The organism is Crossiella cryophila, assembly GCF_014204915.1.
GTDB lineage: Bacteria > Actinomycetota > Actinomycetes > Mycobacteriales > Pseudonocardiaceae > Crossiella > Crossiella cryophila.
In genome coordinates this window covers 6,348,698-6,375,182 of the sequence record NZ_JACHMH010000001.1, presented here as the reverse complement: position 1 = coordinate 6,375,182, position 26,485 = coordinate 6,348,698, and the positions used below count along the sequence as shown (strand labels likewise).

The following is a 26,485-nucleotide window of genomic DNA, read 5'->3' as shown; positions in this document are numbered from 1 at the left end:
CAGCGGGACGCCAGCACTCAGCGCCGGAGAACAGGCCGCGCCTGCCAACTAGCGAGGTTGCGCGGTGTGAGTGGGAGGACAAGGGGCAGGAACGAGGGGTGATCCGGGATCGCTGCCAGGCCCCAGGTGGGTGTTGGTGGTTGTCCCGGCCGAAGTTGTTGATCGCGGGTTCCGTGCTGCACTTGTTGATCTGGAGGTTCGTCAGCTTCCGCGGTTCCTGTTGCTACGCAGATTCGGCATTTCCGCGGGTCCCATTGCGCAGACCCTTCCACGCAACGAGCAAGGCTTCGTCGGCGCTCTTCGGTCGTCGGGTTCCGACAGCTGACTTCAGCTTGGTCGTCAGCGCAGGGCTGGGCAGGCTAGCCTCGATCAGCAGAGCCACAGTCTCGGTGTCGCGTTCGTTGCGGATCCAACGCATGATCGCATTGGTGATCCGCGGCAGTGGGAGTGGTGCGGGGAACTTCTCGTCCAGATCGGCGATGGCCGTGAGGACGGGGACGGCCTGGACAGTCGAGGTTCGGTCGTCGGCGAGTGCAGCCAGCAGTCGGTCCAGGACTGCGTTTGCGGTACCAGCTCCGCCAACGAAAACGGCCTTCCACGCGGTGCCGGGCAGCTCTGGCGGTGTTCCACTGAACGCGTCGTCGAGCAACGACACCACCGCTGCCGTGTAGGCGTCCTCGTAGTGAGAAACGGCGGAGAGCGTCTCACGGCAGGCGTGCGCCTCGACGCTGGTGTTGGTTCGGCTGAGAGTATGGGCCGCTGCCCTGGACCAGTCGTGCACGATGTTGGTGAGGTCCGCGCCGTCGAGAGCGGACAGAACTTGGTGCTGTGCCTCGCTGATCCCTGGCACGCGAGTAACGATGCTCGGCTGGTGACTGGCTGGAGCCAACTGGAGCAGTACCGCGCCGGCGGTGGAGTTCGCGGCCTCCGCACAGCGCTCGGCCAGAGCCGAGACGAGGGCTTCGGGAAGCTCGGTGAGCCGCTCGTATTCGGGGAGGCGAATCAGCAATTCGTCGCGGTGGTTCTCGCTCAGGTTGGTCGCGTACTGGTTCAGCATCTGGAGGACGTCCTGGAGCACATTTTCGGGCCAGGTGATCCCGGTGAGAGCGGTGAGCACGGTGGAGGTGATGGTTCCGCCGTAGCCGATCTGGTTCTTCAAATGGGCCACGGTTGTCCCGGCGGTGGCTGCCATCGCGGTGGGCGCGTTTGCGTGCAGGAGCCGCAGGATTTGAACCCCGGCATCAAGGTGGCCTGCGTTGTTGACCGTCATGTGCTGGTGCATGGACGACACCTGCGCCGCTGCCGCCTTGGCACCTCGGTCCGTGCGCACTAGTTCCGGCACCAACGGGAGGGTGGCGATCAAGGCGGCGTCAGCGTTGACACGACCGCTGAGAACGTCCACGAGCTTCGGCAGTACAAGCTCCGCGGCGGCGGCGGGCAGGTCGTCGAGCACGTCGATGAGAACACGCGCGTAGTCGGTCAGCGCGTTGTTCTGGCCACGGGTGTTGGTCCAGGAGAGGGCCAAGCTCTCGGCGAACGGTGCAACGGAGTTCGGGCGGTGCTGCACCAGGAGGCACAGCGATACAGGCAGTGCGGTGATCAGTTCGGGTGAGTGCAGGTCCGCAGTGAAACGCGCCAGGGCACTGAGCACTGGAACGATCGCCGCCACCTCGGCGTGACCGTGCACAAGTGGCAGGTATTGATTGCACAACTCCAGCACCGTGAGAAGGGTGTAAGGATCGACGTCGTCGGAGATGTCCGCGGAGTTCTCCGAGGCGAGCACCCCGCTGCCGATCGTGGTCAGGAACCTCGCCATGTGTTCCGGAGTGATGTCGATCAGCGTCAGCGCCAGAACTCCAAGCGTGGTGTCCTCTCCACCGCTGCTCGCGAGGCTGATTGCCGGGACCGCGACCTCAGTTGCAGGGGCTACCTCGGTGATGCGCAACAGGCCAAGCACTAGCTCCGCCCATTCAGCGTCAACATGGTGGGCACTGCCGTCGGTAGCGCGGAGGGCTGCCACAGCAGTGCGCGCCACGAGGGGATCTTGAGCGGTCCCGTCCTGGCTGAGTTGGGTGAGCCAGGGGGTGAGCGCGTCCGGGGAATCGGCCGCGAGCGCACCACACGCGGCTTCGAGATGCGCGTTCACGAGACCCTGATCGATGACCGTGGCGAGTTCGGACCGGCGGCGCAGCAAGACGAGGTCCCGCGCCCGCCGCGTGTCGTCATCGTCGATCGCAGCCGTCGCCTTCTCGGCTAGGCGGCGGGCGAGTGGCGGGGTCGAAGCAGCGACAGCCAGCGTGATCAGATCGTCAGCGTTGATGTTGGAGGAGCGGGCGCGAGCCAGCGCGTTGGAGACGGCGTCGGCCAACCGGGTCCTATCCTCGGAGGACACGATCGAGGCCAAGTTGGCGGCTGTGTTCGCGGCGTTGGATAGGTCCAGTCCGGTTGACTCTGCCAGCACCTCCTCGACGGTCCGCAGGACCGCATCGAGTCGTTGCCGGGACTCCGAGTCTGTGGCCGCTAGCTCGGCCAGGGCGGATACGTTGTTGTGTAGGTCAGCCATCTGCGCGTTGACCAGGTCGTCTCGGACCGCGCGTGCGTCGGCGGAACCCAGAATCCGGCTGAGCGCGTCCTGGGAGCGATAGAGGAACGGCTGAAGGGTGGGTACCTGGTCGGTGTCGGTCGTGCGGCCGATGAAGTTCAGGAGGCTGGTCCTGCCCAGATACACCGAGATGCGCTTCGCTTCGCCTTCTCCGAGGTCAGCCGTCCGGATGTGGCGTTCCAGTAGTTCGAGCAGCTGCTCGTCCTGGTGCAGCGCTCTGTGGAGGTCCGGGAAGTCGACCGCGAAGACGGTCATCCTGGCCAGCACCGCGGGGTAGCTGCTGACCTCTCCCTGCCGGATTCCCTGGTTGGCGTCGGACTGCTCGCGCCGAAGCACGAGGCGGTAGTCGGCGAAGAAGCGGTTGAGCAGCCGGAGTACGTGTCGAGGGTCGGTGACACCGGTGTGGATGAGCACCGACAACACGGCCTCCGCGTCACCTCCGAGGTGCCGCAGACCTCCGTGGTTGACCGTCTGGAGTTGCTGTCGTGCGTAGGCGAGCATGTCCGCGCGAGGGTGTGGGGGCATGGGTTGCCGTTGGGAGAATAGGCGGTCCAGGAAAGCGCGGGCTGTGGCGGACTGCTGGTCGTCCGGGCCGGCGAGACCGGGGTCCGCCTTGACAATGGCATCGTGCACGATCGCCTCGTCGCAGGAGACGATGAAGACCGGCTGGTTCTTGCCCGCGCAGGTTTGCTGGAGGCTGCGGATCGCGTTGAGCGCGTTCAGCACATGCTCAGGGGTGAGGCGGTCGACGTCGTCCACCGCGACGATGAGGCGTCGCCCTTCAGCCAGTCGGGTGAGGTCCGCGAAGATCCGCTCGAACTCGTCCGCGGCCTCGGGGCGTGGCCGGGTGGTGGTGACGACGTCCGGTTTCAGAAGCTCGGCCAGCCATCCTGAGATGCCGGTCAGACGAATCCCTGCGGACACGACGGCACTGGCAGCAGCAAGGGCGGTGGCCAGGGGGATGCCCAGGCCGGAGGTCATCACTTCCCACCAGTGTCCCTTAGCGATACCGACCACAGAGGCAACGGCGAGCACTACCAGCAGAACGCCGAATCCTGCCCACAGTGTTCGGCGGGCCCCAGCGCGCATGCCTTCCAGGGCACGGCCCAAGGGGGTGGAAAACGGGTCCGAAGCGGCGCGGGCGGAACTGGTCTCCAGTCTTGCCAGGACATCCTGCGTCTTGACCGCGTCGACGATCTTGGCGTTCACAAGCGCCTCAGCGAAGGCGTAGTTGAGGCTTCGTTCAAGGCCGGTGGTGGCGTGCCGTTCGGCTGACACACGTACCACGGCGTAGTCGCTGCTACCGCTCAGGCTGTGGGCTAGGAGTTCGATGACCGTGCTCTTGCCTACGCCAAACCTGCCGGTCAATCCGATCGTCAGTCGGCCGGGCACCGTGCGGATGATCGTTCGGAGGTTGTCCGCGATGTGGGTGTGGCTGAACGCGTCCTCGGTCGGCGCGGCTACTGGCTCGTCCGGCAGGAACCAGGTCTCCTCCTGCTGGACCGTGCGCTTCGTCATGGTTCCCTCCGATCGGCGGCAACCATACGGCGTAGTACCGACAGTCCAGGTGGTCGAACCGGTAACGGTTCCGAGACGGGTGTCACCAGCGCCAGATGGCGCTCGTCGCCGACGATCGATCAAAGACGACCATGGTTGAGGATCGCCGACGTCGGCCAACAGGGGATCGGCGTAACGGCGGACGCAGTCGGTGCCCCCCCCGAGGCGAGCCGGGGCATCGACACAGACACCCCCGTTCTGCGCACCACCTTGGGCAACGACTGCGACTGCGAACACCTTTGCTGCCAGCCCAGCAGAGGGTTCGACTGCGCGTCCCTGCAGCCCTGGTACACCGCCGACGGCGCAGCATCCATCTGTGCGCTGCCTGCGATCCGCTGGCGGATCTGGCCGGAGCGCTACACGGCATGAGGCCCGTGACGACGCCACGGTGGGCAGAGGTGTGGTCTTCCGTGTACCGAGCCTGCAGCTGGTCTACGACCGTGCGTTGCCCGATGAGGAGTTCGACTGGCTGGCCGACAAGCAGAAGCCGATGGCTGCCATCAACTGAAGATCGTTCATGTGTCCGCGCTGGGAACTGCTACCGCGTCGTGAATGGCACGGCTGTGCGCAGTAGGACAGCAAGGACAAGACCGGAGCCTAGATAAACACTCCCACCTGAGTGTCGGGCGAGTGCTCCAGGAGAGTGGTCTCGCCTGGTGACACCCCTCGGAGCGGTCGTAGAGGCGACAGACTCGCATCCGTGGTGGATGGAGCGGGTGTTCGTAACGAAGCCGCAGGCGGAGTAACGGGTCCGGTGGTGCAGGCCGGGTCGATTCAGCACGTTTCCCTGACCACCCGTCATGCCGAGCCAGATGAGGCTGGATCACCGCCTCGGCAGTTGCCGTCGGGGATCCGGGATTTCACCGGCCGCACCGACTATCTGGCCGCCCTGGACACGCTCCTTCCAACAGACAGTGAGGTCGATGGTGCGACGGTAGTAATTACGGCGGTGGACGGTGCTGCGGGGATCGGCAAGACGACACTGGCGGTGCGGTGGGCACATCGTGTGCAGGACCGGTTCCCCGATGGCACGCTGCATGTGAACCTTCGAGGCTACGGGCCAGGTGAGCCAGTTACCCCTGGTGAGGTGCTGGAGGGTTTCTTGCGTGCACTAGGTGTACTGGCCGAGCGGATACCGGTGGGGACCGAGGCCAAGGCTGGGTTATTCCGGTCGCTGCTCGCGAGGCGGCGGGTGCTGATCCTGCTGGACAACGCCAACAGCGCGGATCAGGTGCGGCCCCTGCTGCCAGCAGCACCGGGAGGGTTTGTTCTGGTCACCAGCCGCGAGAGTCTGACCGGCCTGGTGGTGACTGAAGCGGCAAACCGGCTCACCCTCGATCTACTTCCAGAAGACGAGGCACTGCAACTGGTGGCTGGCATCCTCGGCCCAGTTCGCGCTGCCGCTGAACCGGACGCGATCCTGGATTTGGTGCAGTATTGCGCGCGGTTGCCCCTGGCGTTGCGTATCGCGGCTGCTCAGGCGACCGCACCGCACACCACAGTGGCCGACGTGGTTGCCGAACTCGCCGACGATGAGTCTCGATTGGATGCCTTGAGCCATGGCGGGGATGAGCGGGCGGCGGTGAGGGCGGTATTCGACTGGTCCTACCAGCGCTTGAATACCAAGCACGCACGAGCTTTCCGACGCCTCGGGTTGCATCCCGGCCAGGAGTTCAGCGTGCATGCTGCTGCGGCGTCGGTCGGTTTGGACGTACCCGAGGCACGAAGGGTTCTCGGCATGCTCGCTCAGGCGCATCTGCTCGAACCAGCTGCGAAGCGTGGGCGGTACCGATTCCACGACCTGTTGCGAACCTACGCCGCTGACCGCTCGGAGCGGGACGACACCTACGCCGAGCGGGAACATGCCAGACGGGCGTTACTGGAGTGGTACGCCCACCACGCCAGAACCGCTCATCGAGTCCTCTTTCCCGCGCACCGCGACTGGCATCCCGCACAACGCCTGACTATCCACACTCGCCCGGAGATTCCGCTTGCTGGACGGGAGGAGGCGTGGGCGTGGTTCGACCTCGAACGGGACAACCTGGTCGCGGCCGTCCGCGATGCCGACCGGCACGACCAGACCCATCTCACTCTCCTGCTGGCCACCACTACTGGGATGATCTTGATGAGGCGGGGGCGCTGGGACAGTCAGTTCGATGTGTACCGGCGAGCCCTGGCCACGGCTCGCCGCAGCGGCCATCGTCTCGGCGAAGTCCACGCCCTACAGGATCTGGGACAGACATATCTGGATGTCGCAGACTGGGAGAGGGCCCACGACGCCCACCAAGCCGCGCTAGAACTCGCCCGAGAACTTGGCGACCTGTGGCGGGAAGCCACCGCGCTCAACCAACTTAGCCTGGGGCATGAGGCGCAGGGGCAGTATGCGCAGGCAAAGAACTACCTATTGGAGGCGTTGCCGCTGGCGGCTGGTGCCCAGCACGGACGCATGGAAGGCGTAATTGAGAGCAACCTCAGCCACGTATACATCGGGCTGGGCGACTACTCGAAGGCGCTGCACCACGCCGACCGCAGCCTTGTCCTTCGCCGGCAAGCCCACGACCGCGAAGGGGAAACCATCGTTCTGCTCTACATGGCACAGGCCCACCACGGCATGGGGAACCTTCGCAAGGCAATCACTCTGTGCGAGCAGGCCCTCGACGTCGAGGAACACTACCGGCATCCGCGATCAACCGCCGAAACTCTGGACACACTTGGCACCCTGCTGCGGGACACTGACGACACCGCAGGGGCACTCCGCTGCTGGCGCCAAGCCCTGCGCACCTTTGAAGACTTCGGCGACCACAGGGCGAATGACTTGCGTGATCGTCTGCACGCCCTCGAAACGTCCCCTTTGGGTGACGACCAATTAGGTGCACAACCCTGAAACCACGCATGTTTTGACGCCGTTGTCCACCTTCCGTGATCTTCAGGTGCCTCGGCAGCCGGGGACCGACGAACATCTCAGTCACCCCCTGCGTTGTGGTTCCTCACCCCACTTACCGCTACTGGCACCGCTCGCCCCTGTTCTGGTTTAGCTGGCTGGCGGCGTCGGTCAGTCTCGGACTCGTCAAACAGGCAGCGGGGTAAGGGGGTGGGGTTCGCCGGTCAGGGCCGCCAAGGCGGCGGCGACTTCTTCCAGCTCGGCGCGGATGTAGGTCGTGGTGGTGCCGGCATCGCTTTTGCCTTCGTGTCCGGCGAAGGCGCGGGCCACGCCGTAGCCGAAGTTGCGTTCGACGAAGGTGAGGGTGGTGTGCCGGAGCCAGTGAGTGCTGACCTGCTGGGTGGCCACCCAGGGCAGGTGCCGGCCGAGGCGTTGCCAGAGGTGGTCGTATCGGCGGGTGGTGATCGGTTGGCCGTTGGTGTAGCGGAGCAGGCGGCCTTCTGGTGGGGCGCCGCGGTCTTCGGCATGCCGAAGCAGGTGGGTCATCAAGGTCGGCGAGACCGGCTGCCAGCGGGCCGTCTCGCCCTTCTCCCGCAGGTAGATCAGGCACTGGGTCTCATCCAGGTCTTGGGGGCGCAAGTCCAGGGCGCCGCCGCGGCGGCAGGCGGTTTCGGTGTGCAGGCGCAGGATCAGGGTGTCGAGTTCGGGGTCGTTGCCGGTGGTGGCGGTGACCTCGTTGATCTCGGCCAGCCGGGCGGCCGGGAGTGCGCGGCGGGTGCTGGCCAGTCTGCGGGGCTTGGCCACGCGCAGGGCGGGGTTGTCCCGTTCGTCGATCAGCTCGTCGTTGACGGCGTGGCGGTACAGGCAGCGCAGCGCTCCGATGAGGTGTTCGGCGGCGCTGCGACCGCCGCGGGAGTTGCGGCGGGGGACGGCGTTGGCTTTGACCTGTTCGGCGAGTTGTTTGATCTCCAGCGGGGTGGGCTCGTCCAAGCGCCGCTCGCCCCAGGCGGTGATGATCCGTTGCCAGTAGGGCTGGTAGGCGCGGCGAGTGCCGACGGGGACGGCGTTGGCCACGCGCGGCAGGTACTCCCGGATCAAGGGCATCGGCGCGGTGGGTGCTGGTTCGGCGAGTAGTTCTTCGGCGCGCACGCCCAGGCGGGCCAGGAGCAGGCGGGCGGTGTCGAGGTCGGTGTGCATCAGTCCGCCCTCGTGGGCAGGGCGGTGTGGTAGGCCAGCAGCATTTCCCCGAGTGCGGCCGGGGTGTAGGCGGCGAGCAGGCCGAGGTCGGGATAGACGGCCACGAGCAGGCGGGCGCCGGTGGCCAGGTGGCAGGCACGCCGGATCGAGGCGGGCAGCCACAGGTGGCCTTGGCGGGTGATCGCGAGGGTGCTCCCGTGCTGCCGGGTCACCACGATCATCAGGCCCTGCACAGGGGTGAGGGCGACTGCGGTTTCCGGTGGCCATTCCAGGTGCTGCAGCGGCGCGCGGTCAGCGAGCCGCCCGCCCGCGTCGAGGCTCGTGACGGTGCACCACGGCGCCTGGATCCGCGGCGGCGTGATCAGGTGCGCGACAGGCAGGCCCGACTGGCGGGCACGGCCGTATGCGGTCCGCGCGGTCACAGCCTCGACCAGCCGGTCTCCGATCGACGGCGGCCCCGGCGTGCCCGCAACGGCCTCCGGCTGCACTGGGTTCTGGCGCCCGGCAGCCGTCGCCCCACCTGCCGTGCCGCCGGCGTTGAAGGACACGGAGTGGCGGTTCGATCGGTGCGGAAGATGGGCTTGGTGTTCGGGTTCGGTCCGGATCGGCGGGGTCATCGCGACCGCCGGTCCGCTGGGGCCGTGTGCGCCGGGTGGGTCTGCTCAGCCGGAACGTTGGGGGCCGGTGCTTGCAGGATGAGGATGTCGGCGTGGGCGATCACCGCAGCCGCAACACCGCGGGCTCGGAGTTCGCAGACCTGCTCGGCGTGGCGTCGCGGTACCCGGGACACCAGGTGGCCGTGCCGCATCCCGGTCAGCAGGGCCACGCACCGCGCGACCGGGTCCAGGCCGGCGTTGATCGCGGCGTGCAGGGTCATGGACGGCAGGTCCACCAGCTCGGCACCGCGCCGGATTGCCCGGCAGACCAGGACGATCGTGGCACCGGGCCGCAGCAGGGGCCTGGCCTTGCGGAGGACCCTGGCGAGACCAGCGAGGTCGCGGTCCAGCTCGTTCAGATCCGGGCCCAGGCGCGGGCGTGCCAGCAGCAGCGCCGCCGCGCCGTGGTGCCCGGTGGCCAGCTCCGCCAGCGCGGCGCCGGTGTCGCCGTGCACCACGCGACCGGTGCCGGTCGCGCCGAGCTGGGTGGCCAGGGCAAGGTTGGCCTGGGCAAGCTCGGCCCGGCGGTGGTCGGGTTCGACGCCGAGGGCGTTGCGGCCGGTGTGGACGGCCTCGACCAGGGTGGCGCCGGTGCCGCACAGCGGGTCGGCGACCAGGTCCCCTGGGCGGGTGAAGGTGGTGATGGCGTGACGGGCGATGGCCGGCAGGAGCTGGCCGGAGGTGCCGCTGCCGGGGACGTAGCGGCCCCGCCACTGGAGTCGGTCGGCTTCCTGCGCCGTGGGCCAGACCGTGACCGGAAGGTCCTGCAGGTGTGGTTCGCGCGGGGCCGAGTGGGAGTGGGTCACCGGTGGCCTCCGCGGGTGCTGGTGAAGATCAGCAGGTCGTGGTGGGCGGGCACCCGCACCGGCTCGCCGACCTCAGCGAGCTGGTCGGCGGGGCGGGTGGGAGCGGCGACGATGTGCTGGAGGTAGGTCAGCCCAGCCGCGGTGGCCGCGGCGATGACCAGGCCGGCGGAGTTGACGAACCGGCCAAGGCCGGTCGGGCTGGCGGTGAGCACGGCCAGGACCCCGCCGGGCCGCAACCAGGAGCACCAGTCGAGGTAGGGCTGCCCGCTGGGAGTGATGTGGGGCAGCGGGAGTTCGACGGCCAGCACGAGTCCGGCACTGTGCGGGGCAACCGGCGGCAGCGGCCACCCACTGCGCGCAGGCCGGGTGTGGACGGCGTTGGTTGCGGAGCCAGCAGAGCGACTACCCGCGGTGACGGGGTGCTCTGGGTCGGCCACGGCGTGTCGGTGCCCGGAGGCATCGACGACCGCCGCGATTCGTGCCGCGTCGCGACCGGTGACCACGACGGTGTCCGCGGACTTCGAGTATTCGTCGGCGATGCGGGCGATCGTGGATCGGGGAATCGACTCGGCCAGGAGTGGCAGGCTGTTGTTGTCTTCCTGGGTGAGGTCGCAGAGCCAGACCGACAGCGGCGGAGTCGGCGCTGAGGCGGATCGGCATGTTCTGTTTCGGCAGCCGGTTTGAGTTCGCGAGCGGATCGCGTTCATGGCGCGAATTCACCTCCTGGCCAACCACTTGTTCCGACGCCTACCTAAAGCGCGCGGGAATCGGCGGATTCACATCCAGGAGAGAAACTCGCCTAGGCCATGACGAACGTCTGGTGCCGGCGCCGCCGGGCGGCCTGCTGGTGTGCGGGCACGCCCCGGCCGTGGTGTCTCTGGCAGCGGTTCGCGCCGGATCGACTTTTCGCCGCCGCATCTCCACCCGCGGGCGTGCCCACATAGGTGGCTGGGTGGCCTGACACCCCTGATCGCGACGATGTCTCACAAGATCGCGATCTCGATCACCGGCGACTGACAGATTCCTGCGCGGGGCTCACAAGATCGCGGTGTGCGGGCGGTGTCAGGCCGGGCGGGCTGGCTGGAGGGCGTCATCAACGCCGACCGGCCGCCGCAGCGCGGTGGCCACGCCAGAAGGAGGGCCACCATGGCCTCGCACACCACCCGCCGCCGCAAGCACCAGCCCGACCACACCACCGCCCCACCCGGCACAGCCGCCGCCCGGGACCTGGCACTGGCCACCAACACCGGCAGCACGTGGGCCTCGCTGTCCGTTCTCGATGCCGCTGAGCAGGCATTTCAGTTGCTGTGCGCCGGGCCGGGACCGCTGGCGGTCGAGGGCGCCGAACTTGGGCACGGCCTGCCTGAGCGGCCGGTGCCGCTGACGGAGCTGCGTCGGCTGCTGCTCGCGCCCGGCGCTACGCATGCGCTGCGCGAGAGGGTCTGGGCGCACCTGGTGCGCAGCGCCCAGACCTCCAAGCCCGCGTGGATGGTGGGCACGGTCGGCATGGCTCTGCCCGGTTTGCGGGCCGCGGCTGGGCACCTGGCCTTCGGCTACACCGGCGAGGTCGAGGACCTCGACGCCGAGGTGCTGGCCGGGTTCTGCGACCGGCTCAAGACCATCGACCCCGATGCCGGCAACCTCGCCGCCCGCCTGATCTGGGCCGCCCAGCGTGCCGGGGCCCGGCTGCGCGCCAAGGAGTGGGACGGGGTGGCCCGGATGGTGCCCTGGCGGGATGCGGCGATGCCGACCGCACCGGCCCGGCATCCCGACTTGGTGCTGGCCACCGCGGTCCGGGAAGGCATCCTGACTGAACGCGAGGCGACCATTATCGGCGCTACCCGCCTGGAAGGGCAGCGTCTCCGGGACCTCGCACCCGCATTTGGGCTGACATATCGCCAGATTTGCTACCTCCGGGAAAAGGCCGAGCAGCGCCTGGTCGCCTACCTGACCGACGGTCGCGAACAGGATAGTCCGGCCGCCGGTTGTGAATCCGACGCCAGGCGGGCGCTTTAGAAATACGCGGGAGCAGAAGGCCCGTCACCGCCAGACAGAACGAGACCCATACCGGATGTGCCCCGACCGGGATTCCGGCTTTCCGTCTCCGCCTGTCGCCGATCTCAGAGTGCCATTCCGGAAAGGGGGAAGCGTCATGCGAAACCGCCCCAGTGTGACTGTCCGCGGTCCCCGGGCGCGACGGTGGCTGTCACGGTGCGTGGCCGTGGCCGTCATCGCGATCCTCGCCGTGCTTGGCACCGCGGTGCCTGCGCTGGCTGCCCCTCCGGGCGACCTCAACCAGGTGATCGAGCGGATCCGCCTCGCTCTGCTCGTGCTGGGTGGCGCGCTGGTCGGGCTGTTCATCACCATCGGGTTCTTCCGCTACTCCGCCGCGGACGGCGACCCGGGTGAGACCGAGCGCGCCAAGAAAGCGATCCGCTGCGCCGCGGTCGGGTTCGTCGGCGCGGCCATCGCCCAGTTGATCGTCAAGCTCTTGCAGTCGGTGGTGAGCTGACCATGCCGACCACCCCAGCCCTGGCTACCGAGCGGCGGCGCACACTGCGGACACACTGGCTCCTGCCCACCGCCGGGCTGCTGGCCGCCCTCACCGGCCTGATCTTGGCGCTGCTGCTTGCAGGGGCCGGGGGCCGGACCGCACAGGCTGAACCGGTCGAGCCGACCCAGGTTCCGATCCTGCCGACCGCGCCGCCGCCGAGTTCCTCCTCAACACCACCTGCTCCGACCACGACCTCACCGACAACGACACCGGTGCCGGCGGGCCCGTCGATCCTGGACGGCTTCTCCGGGGTGGGCATGGTCGATGTGGCGGGGATGGCGATCACCGAGTGGGTCCGGGGCCTGGTTCGCACCGGGTTGCAGACGGTGCTCAAGCTGCTCGGCGACACGGTGCTGTCCACCCCGGAGATGGCCGAGATGCCCCGCATCGCCGAGCTGTGGGACTGGGCCCGGCACATCGCCAACGCCCTCTACGTGCTGCTGGCCACCGCCTCCGGCCTGATCCTCATGGCGCATGAGAGCCTGCAGACCCGGTATGCGATCAAGGAACTCTTGCCGCGGCTGGTGATCGGGTTCCTGACCAGCAACCTCAGCCTGACCATCGTGGGCCAGGCCATCGTCATGGCCAACGCCCTCTCCGCAGCCATCCTCGGGGAAGGGACCGGCCCGGCGAACCTGGTCGGCCAGCTCAACACCAACATCGTCACCCAGGTCCAGACCGCCGGGATCTTCCTGCTGCTGCTGGCCTCGGTGCTGATCGTGCTGATCGTGATCCTGCTGCTGATCTGGATCGTGCGCATCGCCCTGACCGCGGTCCTGGTCATCGCCGCACCGCTGGCCCTGTCCGCCCACGCCCTGCCGCACACCGAGGGGATGGCGCGGCTGTGGTGGAAGGCGATGATCGCGCTGCTCGCCGTCCAGATCGCCCAGGCCCTGGTGCTCGTGCTGGCGTTGCGGTCATTCTTCGCCACCGCCGACCCCACCCCCGGTTGGATCGGCATCGGCACCGGGGCGCTGACCTTCCTGGTGTTCCTGGTGCTGTTCTACATCGAGATCAAGATCCCGTTCTGGGCCTTCCAACAGGTCTGGGCCGGCCGCGGCGGGATGCTGACCTCGTTGGTGAAATACGCCATCGCCGCCAAGACCCTCGGCATGCTCGGCCTCGGCAAAGGCTCCCGCGGCGCGGCGGCACGTGGTGCGGGCAAGGTGGGCCGTGCAGCCGGGGGCGTGGCGGGCGGGGTTCGCCGGGGTGCTGCTCCCGTGGTCGCCGCGGCGGTTCCGGCCGGGCAGTTGGCCCCGCAGTTCGTTGCCAAGCCGACCCCGGCCAAGGCGCAACGCCGCCTGGCTGAGGCCCAGGCCCGGATCCGGTCCGCGGGTGAGCGGGCCCGTGCGCAGGCCATCCGTTCCTACACCGCGCCCAAGGCCACCGCGAGCCCACCGCCGCCGACCGGCAGGATCTCGCAGCCAGTCGCGCGGATCGGCTCGACACCGACCCGGATCTCCACCACGCCCGCGCGCCTGTCCACGACGCCGATCCCGGGTGCGGTGCAGCCCGCCAGGATCTCCACCCCGCCGACAGCGACAGTGCGGACACCGCGGTCGAGTGCGGTCGTCCCGCCGCGGATCTCGGCCGTGCCCCCGAACACGGCCCGGACCCCGGTGCCGTCGATACCGGTGTCCGCCGCGGCGAACCCGGCCGCCTACACCCCGGCCCGGATCTCGGCGACCCCGCCGCGGATCTCCCACACGCCCGCCCCGCGCCCGACACCGCCACCGGACCCAGCGGCCTACACCCCGGCGCGGATCTCCGCCGAACCCGCCCGCATCTCCACCAGCACCCCCAGCGCGCACGTCCAGCCCGCCGACGGGGCCGAACCCGGCCGGCGGCGGATCCGCCGCCGCGCCAACCCGAGCAACCCGAAGGAGTGAGACGGATGGCTCGCCGCGAGCAAGACCTGCCCATGGCCGTGCCGGTCCCGGCCGACATCGACCGCCCGGACCGGATCGCCTTCGGGCTCACCGCCCGCCAACTCGCCGTGCTCGGCTCGGTCGCGGTCGGGCTGTGGGGTCTGTACGAAGCCACCGCCGACCTGCTGCCCCTCGGGGTGTTCCTGACCGTCGCGGTTCCGCTGACCGGGATCGCCATCGTGGCCGTGGTCGGGCGGCGCAACGGCCAGGGCTTCGACCAACTGCTGTGGGCGATCCTGCGGCACCACCGCGGACCCCAGCGCCTGGTCCCCGCTCAAGCCGTGCCCGGCCAGCGGGTGCCGGACGCGCCGTCCTGGGTGCAATGCCGGGCGGGGGCGTTGCCGTCGCCGTTGCGGCTGCCGGTCACCGCGATCAGCCCCGAGGGGGTACTGGACCTGGGCAAGGACGGCCAGGTGGTGCAGTGCACCTGCTCGGGGGTGAACTTCGGGCTACGCACCCACGGCGAACAACGCGTCCTGGTCGCCGGCTTCGCCCGCTGGCTGCACTCCCTGACCGGGCCGGTGCAGATCGTGGTGCGCGCCGACCGCCTCAACCTCGACCCGGCCGTCGCCACGTTGCGCGAGATCGCCCCCAGCCTGCCCCACCCCGCCCTGGAAGATGCCTGCCACGCCCACGCCGCCTTCCTGGAAGAGCTGGCCGGGTCGCGGGATCTGTTGCGCCGCCAGATCCTGCTCGTGCTCGCCACACCGGACGCGGGCACCCGCGGAAGCCCGGGTGGTCAGCAGGCGGTGCTGCGGCAGGCCGCCCTGGCCCGGCAACTCCTGGCCACCGCCGAGGTGAGGGTCCGCCCACTGGATGGCGCGGACGTGCAGCGGGTGCTGGCCACCGCCACCGATCCCCACGGCGAGCACACCCAGCTCGACACCGAGGCATCCGCCACCGGAATCGTCACCGCCTCACCGACCCTGCTCCACCCCGACCACGACCCGGATGGGAGGTGATCACCATGCGAAACCTGTTCTCCCGCAACACCTCCGCCGACGGTGAGCAGGAGGTGCTGACCGGACCCGAGGCCGTGGAAGTCACCCCACGACACCTACGCCTAGGTGCGGGATACGCCACGACGCTGGTGGTCACCGGCTACCCGGCCGAGGTCGGCGCAGGCTGGCTGGAACCCCTGCTCTGCTACCCCGGCCGCCTCGACGTCGCCCTGCACATCGAGCCTGTCGACCCCGAGATCGCCGCCGGCCACCTGCGCACCCAGCGCGGCCGACTCGGCTCCTCCGACCGCAGCCAGCACGCCGGTGGCGACGACGATCCCGAACTGGGGGCCGCGGTCGAGGACGTCCACGCCCTGTCCCGGGCCCTGGCCCGCGGCTACACCCGCCTGTTCAAGGTCGGGCTGTACCTGACCGTGCACGCCGAAAGCGAGCAGCAGCTGCAGGCCGAGGTCGCCGAAGTCCGAGCGCTGTGCCGCTCCCTGCTGCTCAAGACCCAGCCGACCAGTTTCCGCGCCCTGCAAGGCTGGGTCTCCACCCTGCCCATGGGCACCGACCGGCTGAAGATGCGCCGCACCCTGGACACCCTGGCCCTGGCCACCGCGTTCCCCTTCACCAGCCCCGACCTGCCCGCCGACCCCGCTCCTGCGGCGCGCCCCACCGGAATCCTCTACGGGCTCAACGCCACCAGCACCGGGCTGGTGTTGTGGGATCGGTGGGGCCAGGACAACTACAACAGCACCACCCTGGCGCGCAGCGGCGCCGGCAAGTCCTTCTTCACCAAGCTCGAAGCCCTCCGCAGCCTGTACGACTACCGGGACACCGACCCGCAGGATGCGCCCGGGGTGCAGGTCTTCGTCATCGACCCCGAACACGAATACCGGCGGCTGTGCCAGGCCGTGGGCGGCACCTACCTCCCCCTCGGTGCGCCCGAGGTGCGGCTCAATCCCTTCGACCTGCCCGACGGCGCCCAGCACATGCCGGATGCGGTGACCCGGCGCAGCCTGTTCATCCACACCGCTGTCGCCGTCCTGCTGGAAACCACGCTCACCCCGGCCGAACGCGCCGTACTGGACCGCGCCGTCACTGCGGCCTATGCGGCGGTGGGCATCACCACCGACTCTCGCACCTGGACCCGCCCTGCCCCTCAACTCGGCCACCTCGCCCACGTCCTGGCCGCCGACCCGGATCCGGTCGCACACGAGCTGGCCACCCGGCTGGCGCCGTTTGTCACCGGCGCCTACGCCGGACTGTTCAACGGCCCCACCACCCACCGACCTTCCGGACACCTGGTGGCGATCTCGCTGCGGGACCTGCCCGAGGAACTCAAACCCATAGGCACCCTGCTTGCCCTGGATGCCATCTGGCGGCAGGTCCTCAACCCTCGTGCCCGGCGCCGGCGGCTGGTGATCGTGGATGAGGCGTGGCAGCTCATGCAGCAGCCCGCCGGAGCCCGGTTCCTGTTCCGTATGGCCAAATCCGCCCGCAAACTCTGGGCCGGACTCGCCTTCGTCTCCCAGGACCCCGGCGACCTCCTGGCCACCGAACTCGGCCAGGCCATCGCCGCCAACTCCGCCACCCAAGTCCTGCTCCGTCAAGCGCCACAGGCGATCGAGGCGATCACCGAGGCGTTCGGCCTCTCCGACGGCGAACGTGATCATCTTTTGGCTGCGGGGCCCGGCGAAGCGCTGCTGCTCTCGGGCTCCAGCCGGGTGGCCTTTAGCGTGGTCGCCTCCGCTGAGGAGGCTCCGTTGATCACTACCGATCCGGCCGAACTTCTCGATGAGGACGAGGAGTTCGGTTGGGACAGCCCTGACGGGATGCCGCAGTGAACGGCCTCGACTGGACCGCCCTGTTCTCCGCGGCGGACCGGGCGGTGGGCTGGGTGGCCGGGTTGTGGCAGCAGCACGCCGTGCTGATCGTGGTCGCCGCGGTGATTCCGTTGGTGGCCACGGTGATCCTGGTCGTGCTGCGCCGCAGGGTGCGACGCAGGTGGTCGCATCGGGCCCGGCTGGTGGAGCTGCTGCCACCGTCGGATCTGGACCTGGCCACCGCCTTTGCCGGCGGCCGACGGCTCTGGCGCGACCTGACCGGAATCACTCCACCGGCCTGGCGACGGCGAGTACGTGGTCACCCCGCGTTGGCCTTGGAGTACCTGCTCACCCCCGAGCGGCTCACGGTCCGGATCTGGATTCCCGGGCCGATCCCGCCGGGCCGGGTGGAAGCGGCTGTCCGCGCGGCGTGGCCTGGAACGCTGCTCATCCCGGCTACCGACACTCCGATCTCGCCCACGCACACCGTCACCGGCGGAGTGGTCCGGCTGGAGCGCCCCGAGTACTTCCCACTGCACATCGCCGACGCGCGCGAGGACGCCGACCCGGTGCGCGCCTTGCAGTCCCTGGCCACCGCACTGCGGCCCGGGGAGTCCGCGCTCGTGCAGGTCCTGCTCCGTCCCGGTGTCGGAGGGCGGCTGCGCCGTTACCGGCGCATCGTGCGCCGCTTGCACACCACCCACTCCGCCACCGGATCGGGAGTGACCAGGCTGCCTGCCGAACTGGCCAGGGAGTTGCTGGACCTGATCACCGGCAGCCGCACCCCGACCCGCTCCACCAGCACCTCCGGCACCCGCGGCACGGATCCGCAGCGTGCGGAGGAACTCCGCGAGATCCGGGCCAAGGCCGTGTTGCCGCAGTGGGAGGTCGAGCTGCGCTACGCCGCAGCCACCTCCAGCACCGGAGCAGCGGCCCGCGCCCGGGTGCGGGGGCTGGCCGACGGGGTCTTCGCGATGTTCGCCGTGCTGGCCGGACGCAACGCCCTGGCCCGCCACCACCTCCACCGCCCGGCCGCCGCACTGGCCCGGCGGCGGTTGCGCCACGGCGCGCTGCTGTCCACCACCGAAATCGCCGCCCTCGCCCACCTGCCCGTGCGCAACCCGGCGCTGACCGGCGGCCGGGCCCGCACCGTCCCCGCCCCACCCGAGGTCTTCGACCACCCCGACACCGCCACCTGACGACCGCGACCGGGAAGGAGCCCACGATGCCCGCACACAACGACACCGCCGCGCACGCTGGGCCGCGGCGGCTCACCCTCACCCCCGCCGACGACCGGCGCAGGCAGGCGCCGAAGCCCCTCGGGCACGCCGATGCCGGTCCCGCCCGGCGCGTCGTGCTGCGGGTCCCGGATGCCCGGTACCACCTGCACATCTGCGGGGAAACCGGCGCTGGCAAGACCACCTTGCTGCTCAACCTGGCCCTGGCCGACATCTACGCCGGCCGTGGCCTGGCCGTCATCGAACCCCGCGGCGACCTCATCCGCGACCTGCTCGACCGCATGCCCGCCGACGCCGGGCAACGGCTCGTGCTCATCGATCCGGACGAGACCGAGGCCCCGCCCAGCCTCAACGTCCTCGACCCCACCGGACTGGGCGGGGAAACCGTGGCCGATCAGCTCGTCTCCACCCTGCACCGGCTCTACCACGCCTGGTGGGGCCCCCGCGTGGAAGACACCCTCCGGGCCGCCACCCTCACCTTGACCCGCCAACCCGGTGCCACCCTCGCCGACATCCCGCTCCTGCTGACTAACACCGCTTACCGCCGCCAGGTCACCGCCGCGGTCCGCGCCGAGGACCCCACCGGCATCGGCGCGTTCTGGCACGCCTTCGACCAACTCACCCCCACCGCCGCAGCCAACGCGATGGGACCGGTGCTGTCCAAGCTCCGCGCGGTAACCACCCGCCGATTCGTCGCCGACCTCTTCGGCACGGCTAGGAGTTCCTTCCACCCTGCCGACATCCTCGATGGCGGCATCCTCCTGGCCCGCCTGCCCAAGGGCGAACTCGGTGAGGACACCTCTCGCCTGGTCGGCTCCCTGCTGCTGTCCTCGCTGTGGCAGGCCACCACCGCCCGCGCCGGCCAACCCGAACCGCACCGGCGCGACGCCACCGTGCTGGTCGACGAGTGCCAGAACTACCTGCACCTACCCACCCCACTCGACGATGCGCTGACCGAATCCCGCGGCTACCACGTCTCCTGGGTCCTGGCCCACCAACACCTCGACCAACTCACCACCGTGCTCCGCACCGCCCTGTCGGCCAACGCCCGCAACAAGATCCTCCTGGGCGTCTCACCCGAAGACGCCCGCCACTTCGCACCCCACGTCGGCCCGCACCTGTCCGCACTGGACCTGCACACCCTGAACGCCTACCAGGCCGCCTGCCGCCTGGTCGTGGCCAACACCAACACCACCGGCTTCACCCTGCGCACCCAACCACCCCCACCCGCCATCCCCGGCCGCGCCGAACAACTCCGCCACGCCGCCCGCCGCCAGGGACTACCCCGCGCCACCCGCCAGCAGAACGTCGCGCGCCGCCGCCGGAGGATCCCCGGCCCCGACGAGCAGGCAGCCCACCCGATCACCGACCTCTAACCCGGGAAGGAGCCCGACCATGCAGCACCCCACCCGCCCCACCGCGGCCTCCGAACCACCACGCCGCCGGGCTCCACGCCCAGCCCGCCCGGCACCACTGGACCCGATCACACTGTGGAGCCGCCTCACCGACCGCGACCGCACCATCCTGCGCCTGCTCGACGCCCACCAGGTGCTCACCACCGAACAACTGGCCGCCCTGGCCGGATTCCCCACCCTCGACCGCGCCCAACGCCGCCTACTCGCCCTCTACTGCACCCACGTCCTCGACCGGTTCCGCCACCCCCGCCCCGACGGCTCGATGACCTCCTGGCGCTACGCCCTCGGCCCGGCCGGCGCGGCGATCCTGGCCGCCATGCGCGGCACCGAACCACCCCGCCCCGCCACCCTGCGCACCCGCCTGCTCCGCCTGGCCGCCCACCCCGCCCTCAACCACCTCCTGGGCGTCAACGGCCTCTTCGCCGACCTCGCCAGCTACTCCGCGGACCACCCCGGCGAGACCCTGGCCGGGTGGCTCGGCGAACGCCACGCTGCCCGCGCCTGCGGCAACCTGGCACGCCCAGACGGGCTCGGCGTGTGGCAGCACGGCCAGGGTCGGGTGGTGTTTCTGCTGGAGTACGACACCGGCACCGAAAACCTCGGCCAGGTCCAGGCCAAACTCGACGGCTACCGCGACCTCGCCCAGTCCGGCGGCCCACAACTACCTCCGGCCCGCGCCGAAGACCCGGCCGACGACACCGAGCCGCAGAACGCGGACCGGAGGACGCCGGGATCGTTCTGGGTGCTGCTCCGCTTCCACTCCGCAGCCCGGGAAACCCACCTGCGCCAACGTGCCCAAGCTCAGCCCGCGCTGATCCAGCCCACGCCCGGCACCGCGCGGTGGGCCGTCGCGACTACCCACGCCGAACTCGCCGAAGCGCACAGCCCGGCCGGACCGATCTGGTTGCCGCTCAACACCTTCGGCCGCCGCCCGCTACGCGCACTGCACCTTCACCACTAGCCCCGCCGGTCCGCCGGTCCGCCATGACGGGCCAGAAGCCTTGCGCCGCAACGGCCTGAGCGTTGACTTCTGCTGCCGCCATGAATCTGGGAGGAGTCCGACCGTGCCCATCCTCGCTTCTGCCGCCGCCAAGATCGCCGTGGGCGCCACGGGTGTCCTGGCCGCCCCGGTCCTGTTCATCGCCGCCACGATCGGCACACTCGGCGGAAACCAGGCACACCCCAGCCCGAACGCAGTCGCCGACATCCCCGCCGACTACCTGAACATCTACCGCACCGCCGCGGCCACCTGCCGCGGCCTGGACTGGACCGTCCTGGCCGCGGTCGGCAAGGTCGAGTCCAACCACGGCCGCTCTACGTTGCCTGGCGTGCGCAGCGGCTCCAACTCCGCTGGAGCCCAAGGCCCCATGCAGTTCCTGCCCGCCACCTTCGCCGCCTACCGGAACCCGATCCCGCCCGGCGGCATCGATCCACCCTCGCCGTACCACCCGGTCAACGCCATCCACGCCGCCGCCCGCATGCTCTGCCACAACGGCGCCAAGGACAACCGCGACATCCGCGCCGCCCTGTTCAGCTACAACCACTCCACCGCCTACGTCGACCAGGTCCTGGCCATCGCCCGCGACTACAACCGTGCCCCCACCACAGGGCCGGCCGCGCAACGGGCGATCGAGTTCGCCATGCAGCAGATCGGCCATCGCTACGTCTGGGGCGGCGACGGTGCGCACGAAGGCGGCTTCGACTGCTCCGGCCTGACCAAGGCCGCCTACGCCGCCGCCGGAATCACCTTGCCCCGCACCGCACACACCCAGTACACCGCCGGTCCGCGCCTGGCACCCGGGGCGCCGTTGCTCCCGGGCGACTTGGTGTTCTTCGGCAACCCGCACACCAAGATCCACCACGTCGTGCTGTACATCGGTGACGGCAAGGTCGTGCACGCGCCGACTTTCGGCCAGCGCGTCCAGGTCGCTCAATTGGCCAGCCTTGGCCCGTACGCCGGTGTCACACGTCCCGCGCAGGGTCGAGGCGAAAGTTCGGCGGCTTCGGCCGGCTAGGAAAGTGCCTCGCCCTGGACGAGTCCTGCGTGGGAGCCCAACTTTTCCGGATCTTCGCTGCTGTGCCGAGCAGCGTGAACCTGCGTATAGGTGCCGGAGCTGGCGCCGAGATCGCGCCCGTGATGCCGCCGTAGTGCCCTACTCGGCGCGCTGAGATGCGCTGGTCTGCGCCGCAAACCACTGCCGCTCAACGCGTTCCCGGAGTGGGCCGAGGCCGAGCAGCACCGGGGACAGTGTCTCGTGTACACGTTCTGGGGTGGAGACCTGATCCGCTGCCGAGCGGAGCGCGACCGCGAACTCCTCCAGCTCGCTGGCCGCCGCACGCATCAGATTCGGGTCCAACCGGGGCTTGCCCATGGACCGACCTTACTGAGCTGAGCGAGGCAGGCGAATCGCCCGACCTCGTCTGGTGACGGGCTGTGTCACCGGGCTGGAGGAGTTGAGCGATTTGAGGTAGGCGCTCCTCTTACGGGCCGGACCACGCGTCCTGCCGGGACGGCGCCGGCGCTGGCCGGACTTCAGATCCGGTTCGTCCTGTCGGTGCTCCGGCCGTGCGCCTAGGTGCAGCGTGAACCGGAACATCCGGAACATCGACGCTTCTGCACGCACCTCCCGATCGCCCGAGCGGTGGACGACCACAGCCACGATGATGACCAAACTCACCACCAGCCCGAGCGCAATCACGGTGACAGCGATCGGCTTCGACCACTCGTTCAACAGCGACGTCAGGACGTCAAGACCCACAACCAACACCTTTCAACCAGGACATACTGAACCCACACAGAGTCCTTTGCGGACTCCGTGTTTCAGCGCGGCACTGACGAGCCGGGTTCCCGCACGCTCAGCACGTGTGGGCTCTGTCAGAATTCGCGCGTTGGGCCAGCACCACGTGTTTCAAGCACGCTGGTGCTGTCCTTGTTGATCCCGGCCTTCGCCGGGGGTTGGTGGTCACGATCCGTGGATCGCTGCTGACGCACAGCACAGTACATGCCGGGCGCCCTCACCATTCGGCGTTGCCCACATTGCACCCGTTCGAGGCCCGCCTGTCATCGGCACCCGCCGTTACGTCGAACCTGGCCGTCCCGGTCCTGTTCATCGCCGCCACGATCGGCACCCTCGGCGGCAGCCGGGCCCGGCTGCGGTGGCCGACGTCCCCGCCGACTACCTGAGCATCTACCGCGCCGCCGCGGCCACCCGCCCCGGGCTGGAGCGTCCTGGCCGCGGTCGGCAAGGTCGAAACCGATCACGGCCGATCCACCTTGCCTACCGAATCACGGCAGCTCGCCGTACCAACAGGTGGATCTGGCCGGGCGAGTCAATCATTGTCGGTGGGCGGAGGCACCATGGTGCGATGAACGATGTTCTCCTGTTCCACCGTGACGGCCACCTTGACGCCGCCCTCACCAGGACGGAACGCGCCATGGTCGAGCGCATTCAGCAGTGGGACCCGGATGCCTTGCTGAAGGCACCCGTCGAGGACGTCGTCGACCAACTGGTCGACGCGGGCTCGGTGCGGTGCCCTGAGCTGCTGGTCGACCAGGTCTGGATGCCCGCGCCGACCGAGGTCATGGTGGCGTACAGCGACTTCGGTCAGCAATACGCGCGGCGAGTTACCCGTCTCGTGCTGGTGGCGCCGTTCACGGGCGAGAAGGCGATCTTCATGTTTCGGGCGAACCGGGGCACTATGAGTCCGCCACGGGTACTGCACCTGACCGAGAACGAGTTGCACCTTGTCATCGACGAGCCGCCGGAGGAGCCGACCGCAGTGAGGGCCGCCTTCGACGAGCAACTCGATAGGATCCAGCAGCACCTGTCCTGGTCGCGTGAGCAGATAGAGCAACACAACCTGAAGGTCGGCGCGCAGGTTCCAGGCTTGGTCGCCAAGCGACGTGAGCACCTGCTCGCCACCCGAAACTTGCAGGCCCAGATCGGGTACCCGGTTCGCCGCCGGTCCGACGCCGACACCTACAGCGTTCCGGTGAGGCGCCGCACTCTGCAGCCTGTACGGTCCCAACCGGCCGGTGGCCGTGCCGCGTTCAAGCCCGAGCCAGCCATGAGTGAGCCGGACTACCAGGCCGCACTGCGCGTTCTGCGGAACCAACGCAACGCGCTTGAACGGACTCCGTCTCTTGCCGCCACGCTCAAGGAAGAACAGATCCGGGATCTTCTCCTAGTCGGCCTGAACGCCCAGTTCGAGGGCGACGCTGCCGGCGAGTTGTTCAACGGGGAAGGCAAGACCGACATCCTCATCCGCGTCGACGACCGCAACATCTTCATCGGCGAATGCAAGGTGTGGTCAGGCCCCAAGACCATGGACGAGGCGCTCGATCAACTTTTCAGGTACCTCGTGTGGCGGGACACCAAGGCCGCCATCCTCCTGTTCATCCGCAACAAGGACGTCACTGCGGTGATCGACAAGGCCGTGAGGAAGATCGAGGATCACCCGAACTACAAGCGCGGTGCAGCTCGGTCAGGGGGTGAGGAGTTCGAGTTCACCATGTGCGCCCAGGACGATCCAGAACGGGAGATTCATCTCGCCCTGATCCCGTTCGCACTCCGCGACTGCTGATCCAGGTCGAGCGGTCGCTGACCCGAATCTGGCGTATCGCAATGGATTGCACCCAATTCACTCTTTAGAGTGTTTGTTGGCGGGTTCCTATCGTGTTTGGTAGTCGGGTGGTTGCGGATCACCACATCAACGATTGCTCCATTGATGGCGTTGCGGCCACGGCGGTTGGCTGTGGTGCCGCGCCCAGGCACGGGCGATTTCCTCGGGTCGTGGGTCGATCGGGTAGCGGCCAGCTATGGCACGTCGACGGGGAACGCGGCGCGGTGGCTGGGCCTGGAGTGTCGGGTGGGTTCGGGCGGCAGCACGTTGCGGCCACGGTTCTACGGGGTGGCGGTGGCGTCCCGAGCGGGGCTGGCCGGGGCAACCGGGTTGCCTGCTGAGGTGTTCAACAGGATCTGTCTGTCCAGGTTTTCCGGGACAGCGCTGGATTCCACCGGCCTGGACTTGTCCGATGATCGCTCGATGCATCCGCTGATGCGCAGGGAGTGGGCGTTGTTCATGCGCAGCCGCGCTTGCCCTCGATGCTTGGCCAAGTCAGGCGGGGCCTGGCCGGTGTGGTGGCGGCTCGGCATGGCTGCGGCCTGTCCAGGACACCGGCTACTGCTGGTTGACAGCTACCGCCGTTCCGTCGCACCGTCCTCGGCGGCGGCCCAACGCGCCACCGAGTTCGCGAAGGCCCAGATCGGCCAGCTGTACGTGTGGGGCGGTGACGGCCCGGCCGAAGGCGGCTTCGACTGCTCCGGGCTGACCCGCGCCGCCTACGCCGCCGGGATCACGTTGCCGCGTACCGCGCACACCCACTATTTCGCCGGACCGCCGGTACCGCCCGGCGCGCCGCTACTGGCGGGCGACCTGGTGTTCTTCGGAAACCCGAAAACCAAGATCCACCACGTGGTGCTGCACGTCGGCGACGGCAAGGTCATCCACGCTCCGACCTTCGGCCAGCGCGTGCAGATCGCCGAACTGGCCACTCTTGGCCGGTACGCCGGTGCGACCCGCCCGAGCGCGACCCCAATGGGCAACGGCCTTGCCCCGCCAGCCGGGTGAAGCCCGGAAGGCTCACCCAACCTGCGCCCAGTGCTGTCCAGACTTCGGCCGCCACGCCGCCCGAAGGCAGTCAGCGCGCGTGAGGGCCGTGGGTGTGGTCGTTCAGCCCGCGGTCAGGGGATAGGCGGCGCGGCCGAGCCGATAGCGTTGGGACCACTGGCTGATGGCCGCCATCACGAACTCCGGGCGCGCGTCGGGTTCTTCCAGCTCTGCACCGTCCGGTGTGGACAGCACCTCGGTGAGGTTGGTAGCCGCGCGAATCAGCCCAGGCAGTCTGCTGCGGGTGTAGGTCCAGTCGCCGCGGCTGATGCCCGCCTCAATGCGGGAGAGGTAGTCGAGCAACTCCACGAAGTCCTCGGCCACCCGGGCTTCCTCGCCACGGAGCTGTCGGTAGATGTCGTCAGCGGCCTCCTGAGCGGCGCCGGTGCCGGGATGGTGGCCGCGGGTTCGACGCGACATAGCGTGGCCTCCTTCTTGCGAGCGGGACAGGTCTGGGCAGGATCGCGTTGCTGGTGGTCGGCTGCTCGGGCCCGGAGTGCCGGTCAGTGTGCGCGGGGTGGACTCAGCGGAGGAACGGATCCGCGTGCCGACCGGCGAGGATCTCCAGCGCCAGTTCGGCGACCGCGCGGGCGCCGGCCTCGTCGTGCGGAGCTGCCACGGTGATCTCGGGCCAAGCACCTGGCCAGACGTTGGGCAACTCCAGGACAAGCTGCCAGCCGCTGTCGATGGTCATGCTCAGGGCCAGGCGCGCCTGGCCCGTGCGTCCCCAATGCGGGCTGTTCTCCCGCCGGGGCAAGGGCACCAGCAGCTCGGTGCGCCGGGTCGCCACCCCGTGCTCGCGCAGCGACTCGGCGACGGCGTCGAGGAGCGCGGCCGCGGCTTCGGCGGTCTGCGGGATCGAGGCGCGGTACTGGGAGCAGGTCACCGACAGGCTCGCCCCCGCCAGGTCGGTCACCATGTCCCAGCGCGAGGGTTGCACGTCGTAGCTCTGGCCGACGGCGTAGAGGTCGTCCAGCAGCGCGGTGGCCCGCTCCAGCGCGAGCCGGGTGAACAGGAGGGCCCGCAGGCGGGTCGCCGCGGTGAGGACGGCTCTGCCTGCCGCGAACCGGAGCGCGGCGCTCTCCCGGGGTGCGGTGGTCGTGGGTGTTGCGGGCATGGCGATCCCTCCCGTTCGAACAGGTGCTGGCGAGTGAGCTGGTGCGGTACAGCAGGCGCGAGTCCGGCCATCGGCTGTCAGGCGCGGAGAACAG

General features: G+C 69.2%; 21 protein-coding genes. 12 read left to right on the top strand and 9 right to left on the bottom strand.

Annotated features, from left to right (window positions below; translation table 11 throughout):
* Positions 1 to 223: 223 nt before the first annotated feature.
* The gene (locus HNR67_RS28120; protein ID WP_185005220.1) at positions 224 to 4,120 is read right to left on the bottom strand and encodes a P-loop NTPase fold protein; all 3,897 of its coding nucleotides are present in this window, start codon (positions 4,118 to 4,120) and stop codon (positions 224 to 226) included.
* 739 nt (positions 4,121 to 4,859) lie between these two features.
* On the opposite strand from HNR67_RS28120, the gene HNR67_RS28115 reads away from it, so the two are divergent.
* Complete coding sequence (locus tag HNR67_RS28115; protein ID WP_312988207.1) at positions 4,860 to 7,043, top strand: ATP-binding protein; 2,184 nt, start codon at positions 4,860 to 4,862, stop codon at positions 7,041 to 7,043.
* A gap of 183 nt (positions 7,044 to 7,226) precedes the next feature.
* Here the strand turns inward: HNR67_RS28115 and HNR67_RS28110 are convergent, their stop codons facing one another.
* The 4 genes from HNR67_RS28110 to HNR67_RS28095 all read right to left on the bottom strand — a co-directional run bounded on the left by HNR67_RS28110 (position 7,227) and on the right by HNR67_RS28095 (position 10,007).
* Positions 7,227 to 8,237, bottom strand: a complete 1,011-nt coding sequence (locus HNR67_RS28110; protein ID WP_185005219.1) for a tyrosine-type recombinase/integrase — start codon at positions 8,235 to 8,237, stop codon at positions 7,227 to 7,229.
* Positions 8,237 to 8,659 (bottom strand): AbrB/MazE/SpoVT family DNA-binding domain-containing protein, encoded by a 423-nt coding sequence (locus HNR67_RS28105; RefSeq protein ID WP_185005218.1) that lies wholly within the window; start codon positions 8,657 to 8,659, stop codon positions 8,237 to 8,239. Before HNR67_RS28105 ends, HNR67_RS28110 begins: the two co-directional genes overlap by 1 nt.
* 191 nt (positions 8,660 to 8,850) lie before the next feature.
* Entirely contained in the window at positions 8,851 to 9,699 is an 849-nt protein-coding gene (locus HNR67_RS28100; protein ID WP_185005217.1) for a TRM11 family SAM-dependent methyltransferase, read from the bottom strand.
* Complete coding sequence (locus tag HNR67_RS28095; protein WP_185005216.1) at positions 9,696 to 10,007, bottom strand: hypothetical protein; 312 nt, start codon at positions 10,005 to 10,007, stop codon at positions 9,696 to 9,698. The genes HNR67_RS28100 and HNR67_RS28095 overlap by 4 nt, the downstream gene beginning before the upstream one ends.
* Positions 10,008 to 10,749: 742 nt before the next feature.
* Here HNR67_RS28095 and HNR67_RS28090 point away from each other — a divergent pair.
* The 9 genes from HNR67_RS28090 to HNR67_RS28050 all read left to right on the top strand — a co-directional run bounded on the left by HNR67_RS28090 (position 10,750) and on the right by HNR67_RS28050 (position 21,619).
* A complete protein-coding gene (locus tag HNR67_RS28090; RefSeq protein ID WP_185005215.1) occupies positions 10,750 to 11,715 on the top strand; it encodes a hypothetical protein in 966 nt (321 codons plus the stop codon).
* A 205-nt stretch (positions 11,716 to 11,920) separates the two neighbouring features.
* The gene (locus HNR67_RS28085; RefSeq protein ID WP_185005214.1) at positions 11,921 to 12,211 is read left to right on the top strand and encodes a hypothetical protein; all 291 of its coding nucleotides are present in this window, start codon (positions 11,921 to 11,923) and stop codon (positions 12,209 to 12,211) included.
* A 2-nt stretch (positions 12,212 to 12,213) separates the two neighbouring features.
* The gene (locus tag HNR67_RS45865; RefSeq protein WP_185005213.1) at positions 12,214 to 14,142 is read left to right on the top strand and encodes a ribosomal eL19 family protein; all 1,929 of its coding nucleotides are present in this window, start codon (positions 12,214 to 12,216) and stop codon (positions 14,140 to 14,142) included.
* A gap of 5 nt (positions 14,143 to 14,147) precedes the next feature.
* Entirely contained in the window at positions 14,148 to 15,143 is a 996-nt protein-coding gene (locus HNR67_RS28075; protein ID WP_185005212.1) for a PrgI family protein, read from the top strand.
* Positions 15,144 to 15,148: 5 nt separating this feature from the next.
* Positions 15,149 to 16,972, top strand: coding sequence for a VirB4 family type IV secretion system protein (locus HNR67_RS28070; RefSeq protein WP_185005211.1), 1,824 nt, complete (start codon positions 15,149 to 15,151; stop codon positions 16,970 to 16,972).
* Positions 16,969 to 18,150: a hypothetical protein gene (locus tag HNR67_RS28065; RefSeq protein ID WP_185005210.1), complete on the top strand. Its 1,182-nt coding sequence runs from the start codon at positions 16,969 to 16,971 to the stop codon at positions 18,148 to 18,150. Before HNR67_RS28070 ends, HNR67_RS28065 begins: the two co-directional genes overlap by 4 nt.
* A 26-nt stretch (positions 18,151 to 18,176) precedes the next feature.
* The gene (locus tag HNR67_RS28060) at positions 18,177 to 19,565 is read left to right on the top strand and encodes a type IV secretory system conjugative DNA transfer family protein (RefSeq protein WP_185005209.1); all 1,389 of its coding nucleotides are present in this window, start codon (positions 18,177 to 18,179) and stop codon (positions 19,563 to 19,565) included.
* A gap of 19 nt (positions 19,566 to 19,584) precedes the next feature.
* Positions 19,585 to 20,565, top strand: a complete 981-nt coding sequence (locus tag HNR67_RS28055; RefSeq protein WP_185005208.1) for a replication-relaxation family protein — start codon at positions 19,585 to 19,587, stop codon at positions 20,563 to 20,565.
* A gap of 103 nt (positions 20,566 to 20,668) precedes the next feature.
* On the top strand, positions 20,669 to 21,619 hold the full coding sequence (locus tag HNR67_RS28050; protein ID WP_312988202.1) for a C40 family peptidase: 951 nt from the start codon (positions 20,669 to 20,671) through the stop codon (positions 21,617 to 21,619).
* A 138-nt stretch (positions 21,620 to 21,757) separates the two neighbouring features.
* Here the strand turns inward: HNR67_RS28050 and HNR67_RS28045 are convergent, their stop codons facing one another.
* On the bottom strand, positions 21,758 to 21,976 hold the full coding sequence (locus HNR67_RS28045) for a hypothetical protein (protein ID WP_185005207.1): 219 nt from the start codon (positions 21,974 to 21,976) through the stop codon (positions 21,758 to 21,760).
* Between the two features lie 9 nt (positions 21,977 to 21,985).
* Complete coding sequence (locus tag HNR67_RS28040) at positions 21,986 to 22,363, bottom strand: hypothetical protein (protein ID WP_185005206.1); 378 nt, start codon at positions 22,361 to 22,363, stop codon at positions 21,986 to 21,988.
* A gap of 607 nt (positions 22,364 to 22,970) precedes the next feature.
* Here HNR67_RS28040 and HNR67_RS28035 point away from each other — a divergent pair.
* A complete protein-coding gene (locus HNR67_RS28035; protein WP_185005205.1) occupies positions 22,971 to 24,188 on the top strand; it encodes a hypothetical protein in 1,218 nt (405 codons plus the stop codon).
* Positions 24,189 to 24,332: 144 nt separating this feature from the next.
* Positions 24,333 to 25,235 carry an NlpC/P60 family protein gene (locus tag HNR67_RS46395; protein ID WP_312989643.1) on the top strand — a complete coding sequence of 301 codons (903 nt, stop codon included), beginning with the start codon at positions 24,333 to 24,335 and terminating at the stop codon, positions 25,233 to 25,235.
* A 102-nt stretch (positions 25,236 to 25,337) separates the two neighbouring features.
* Here HNR67_RS46395 and HNR67_RS28025 read toward each other — a convergent pair whose 3' ends face one another.
* Both HNR67_RS28025 and HNR67_RS28020 read right to left on the bottom strand, forming a co-directional pair.
* Positions 25,338 to 25,694 carry a hypothetical protein gene (locus HNR67_RS28025; RefSeq protein WP_185005204.1) on the bottom strand — a complete coding sequence of 119 codons (357 nt, stop codon included), beginning with the start codon at positions 25,692 to 25,694 and terminating at the stop codon, positions 25,338 to 25,340.
* Positions 25,695 to 25,797: 103 nt separating this feature from the next.
* Positions 25,798 to 26,391 carry a hypothetical protein gene (locus HNR67_RS28020; RefSeq protein WP_185005203.1) on the bottom strand — a complete coding sequence of 198 codons (594 nt, stop codon included), beginning with the start codon at positions 26,389 to 26,391 and terminating at the stop codon, positions 25,798 to 25,800.
* Positions 26,392 to 26,485: the final 94 nt, after the last annotated feature.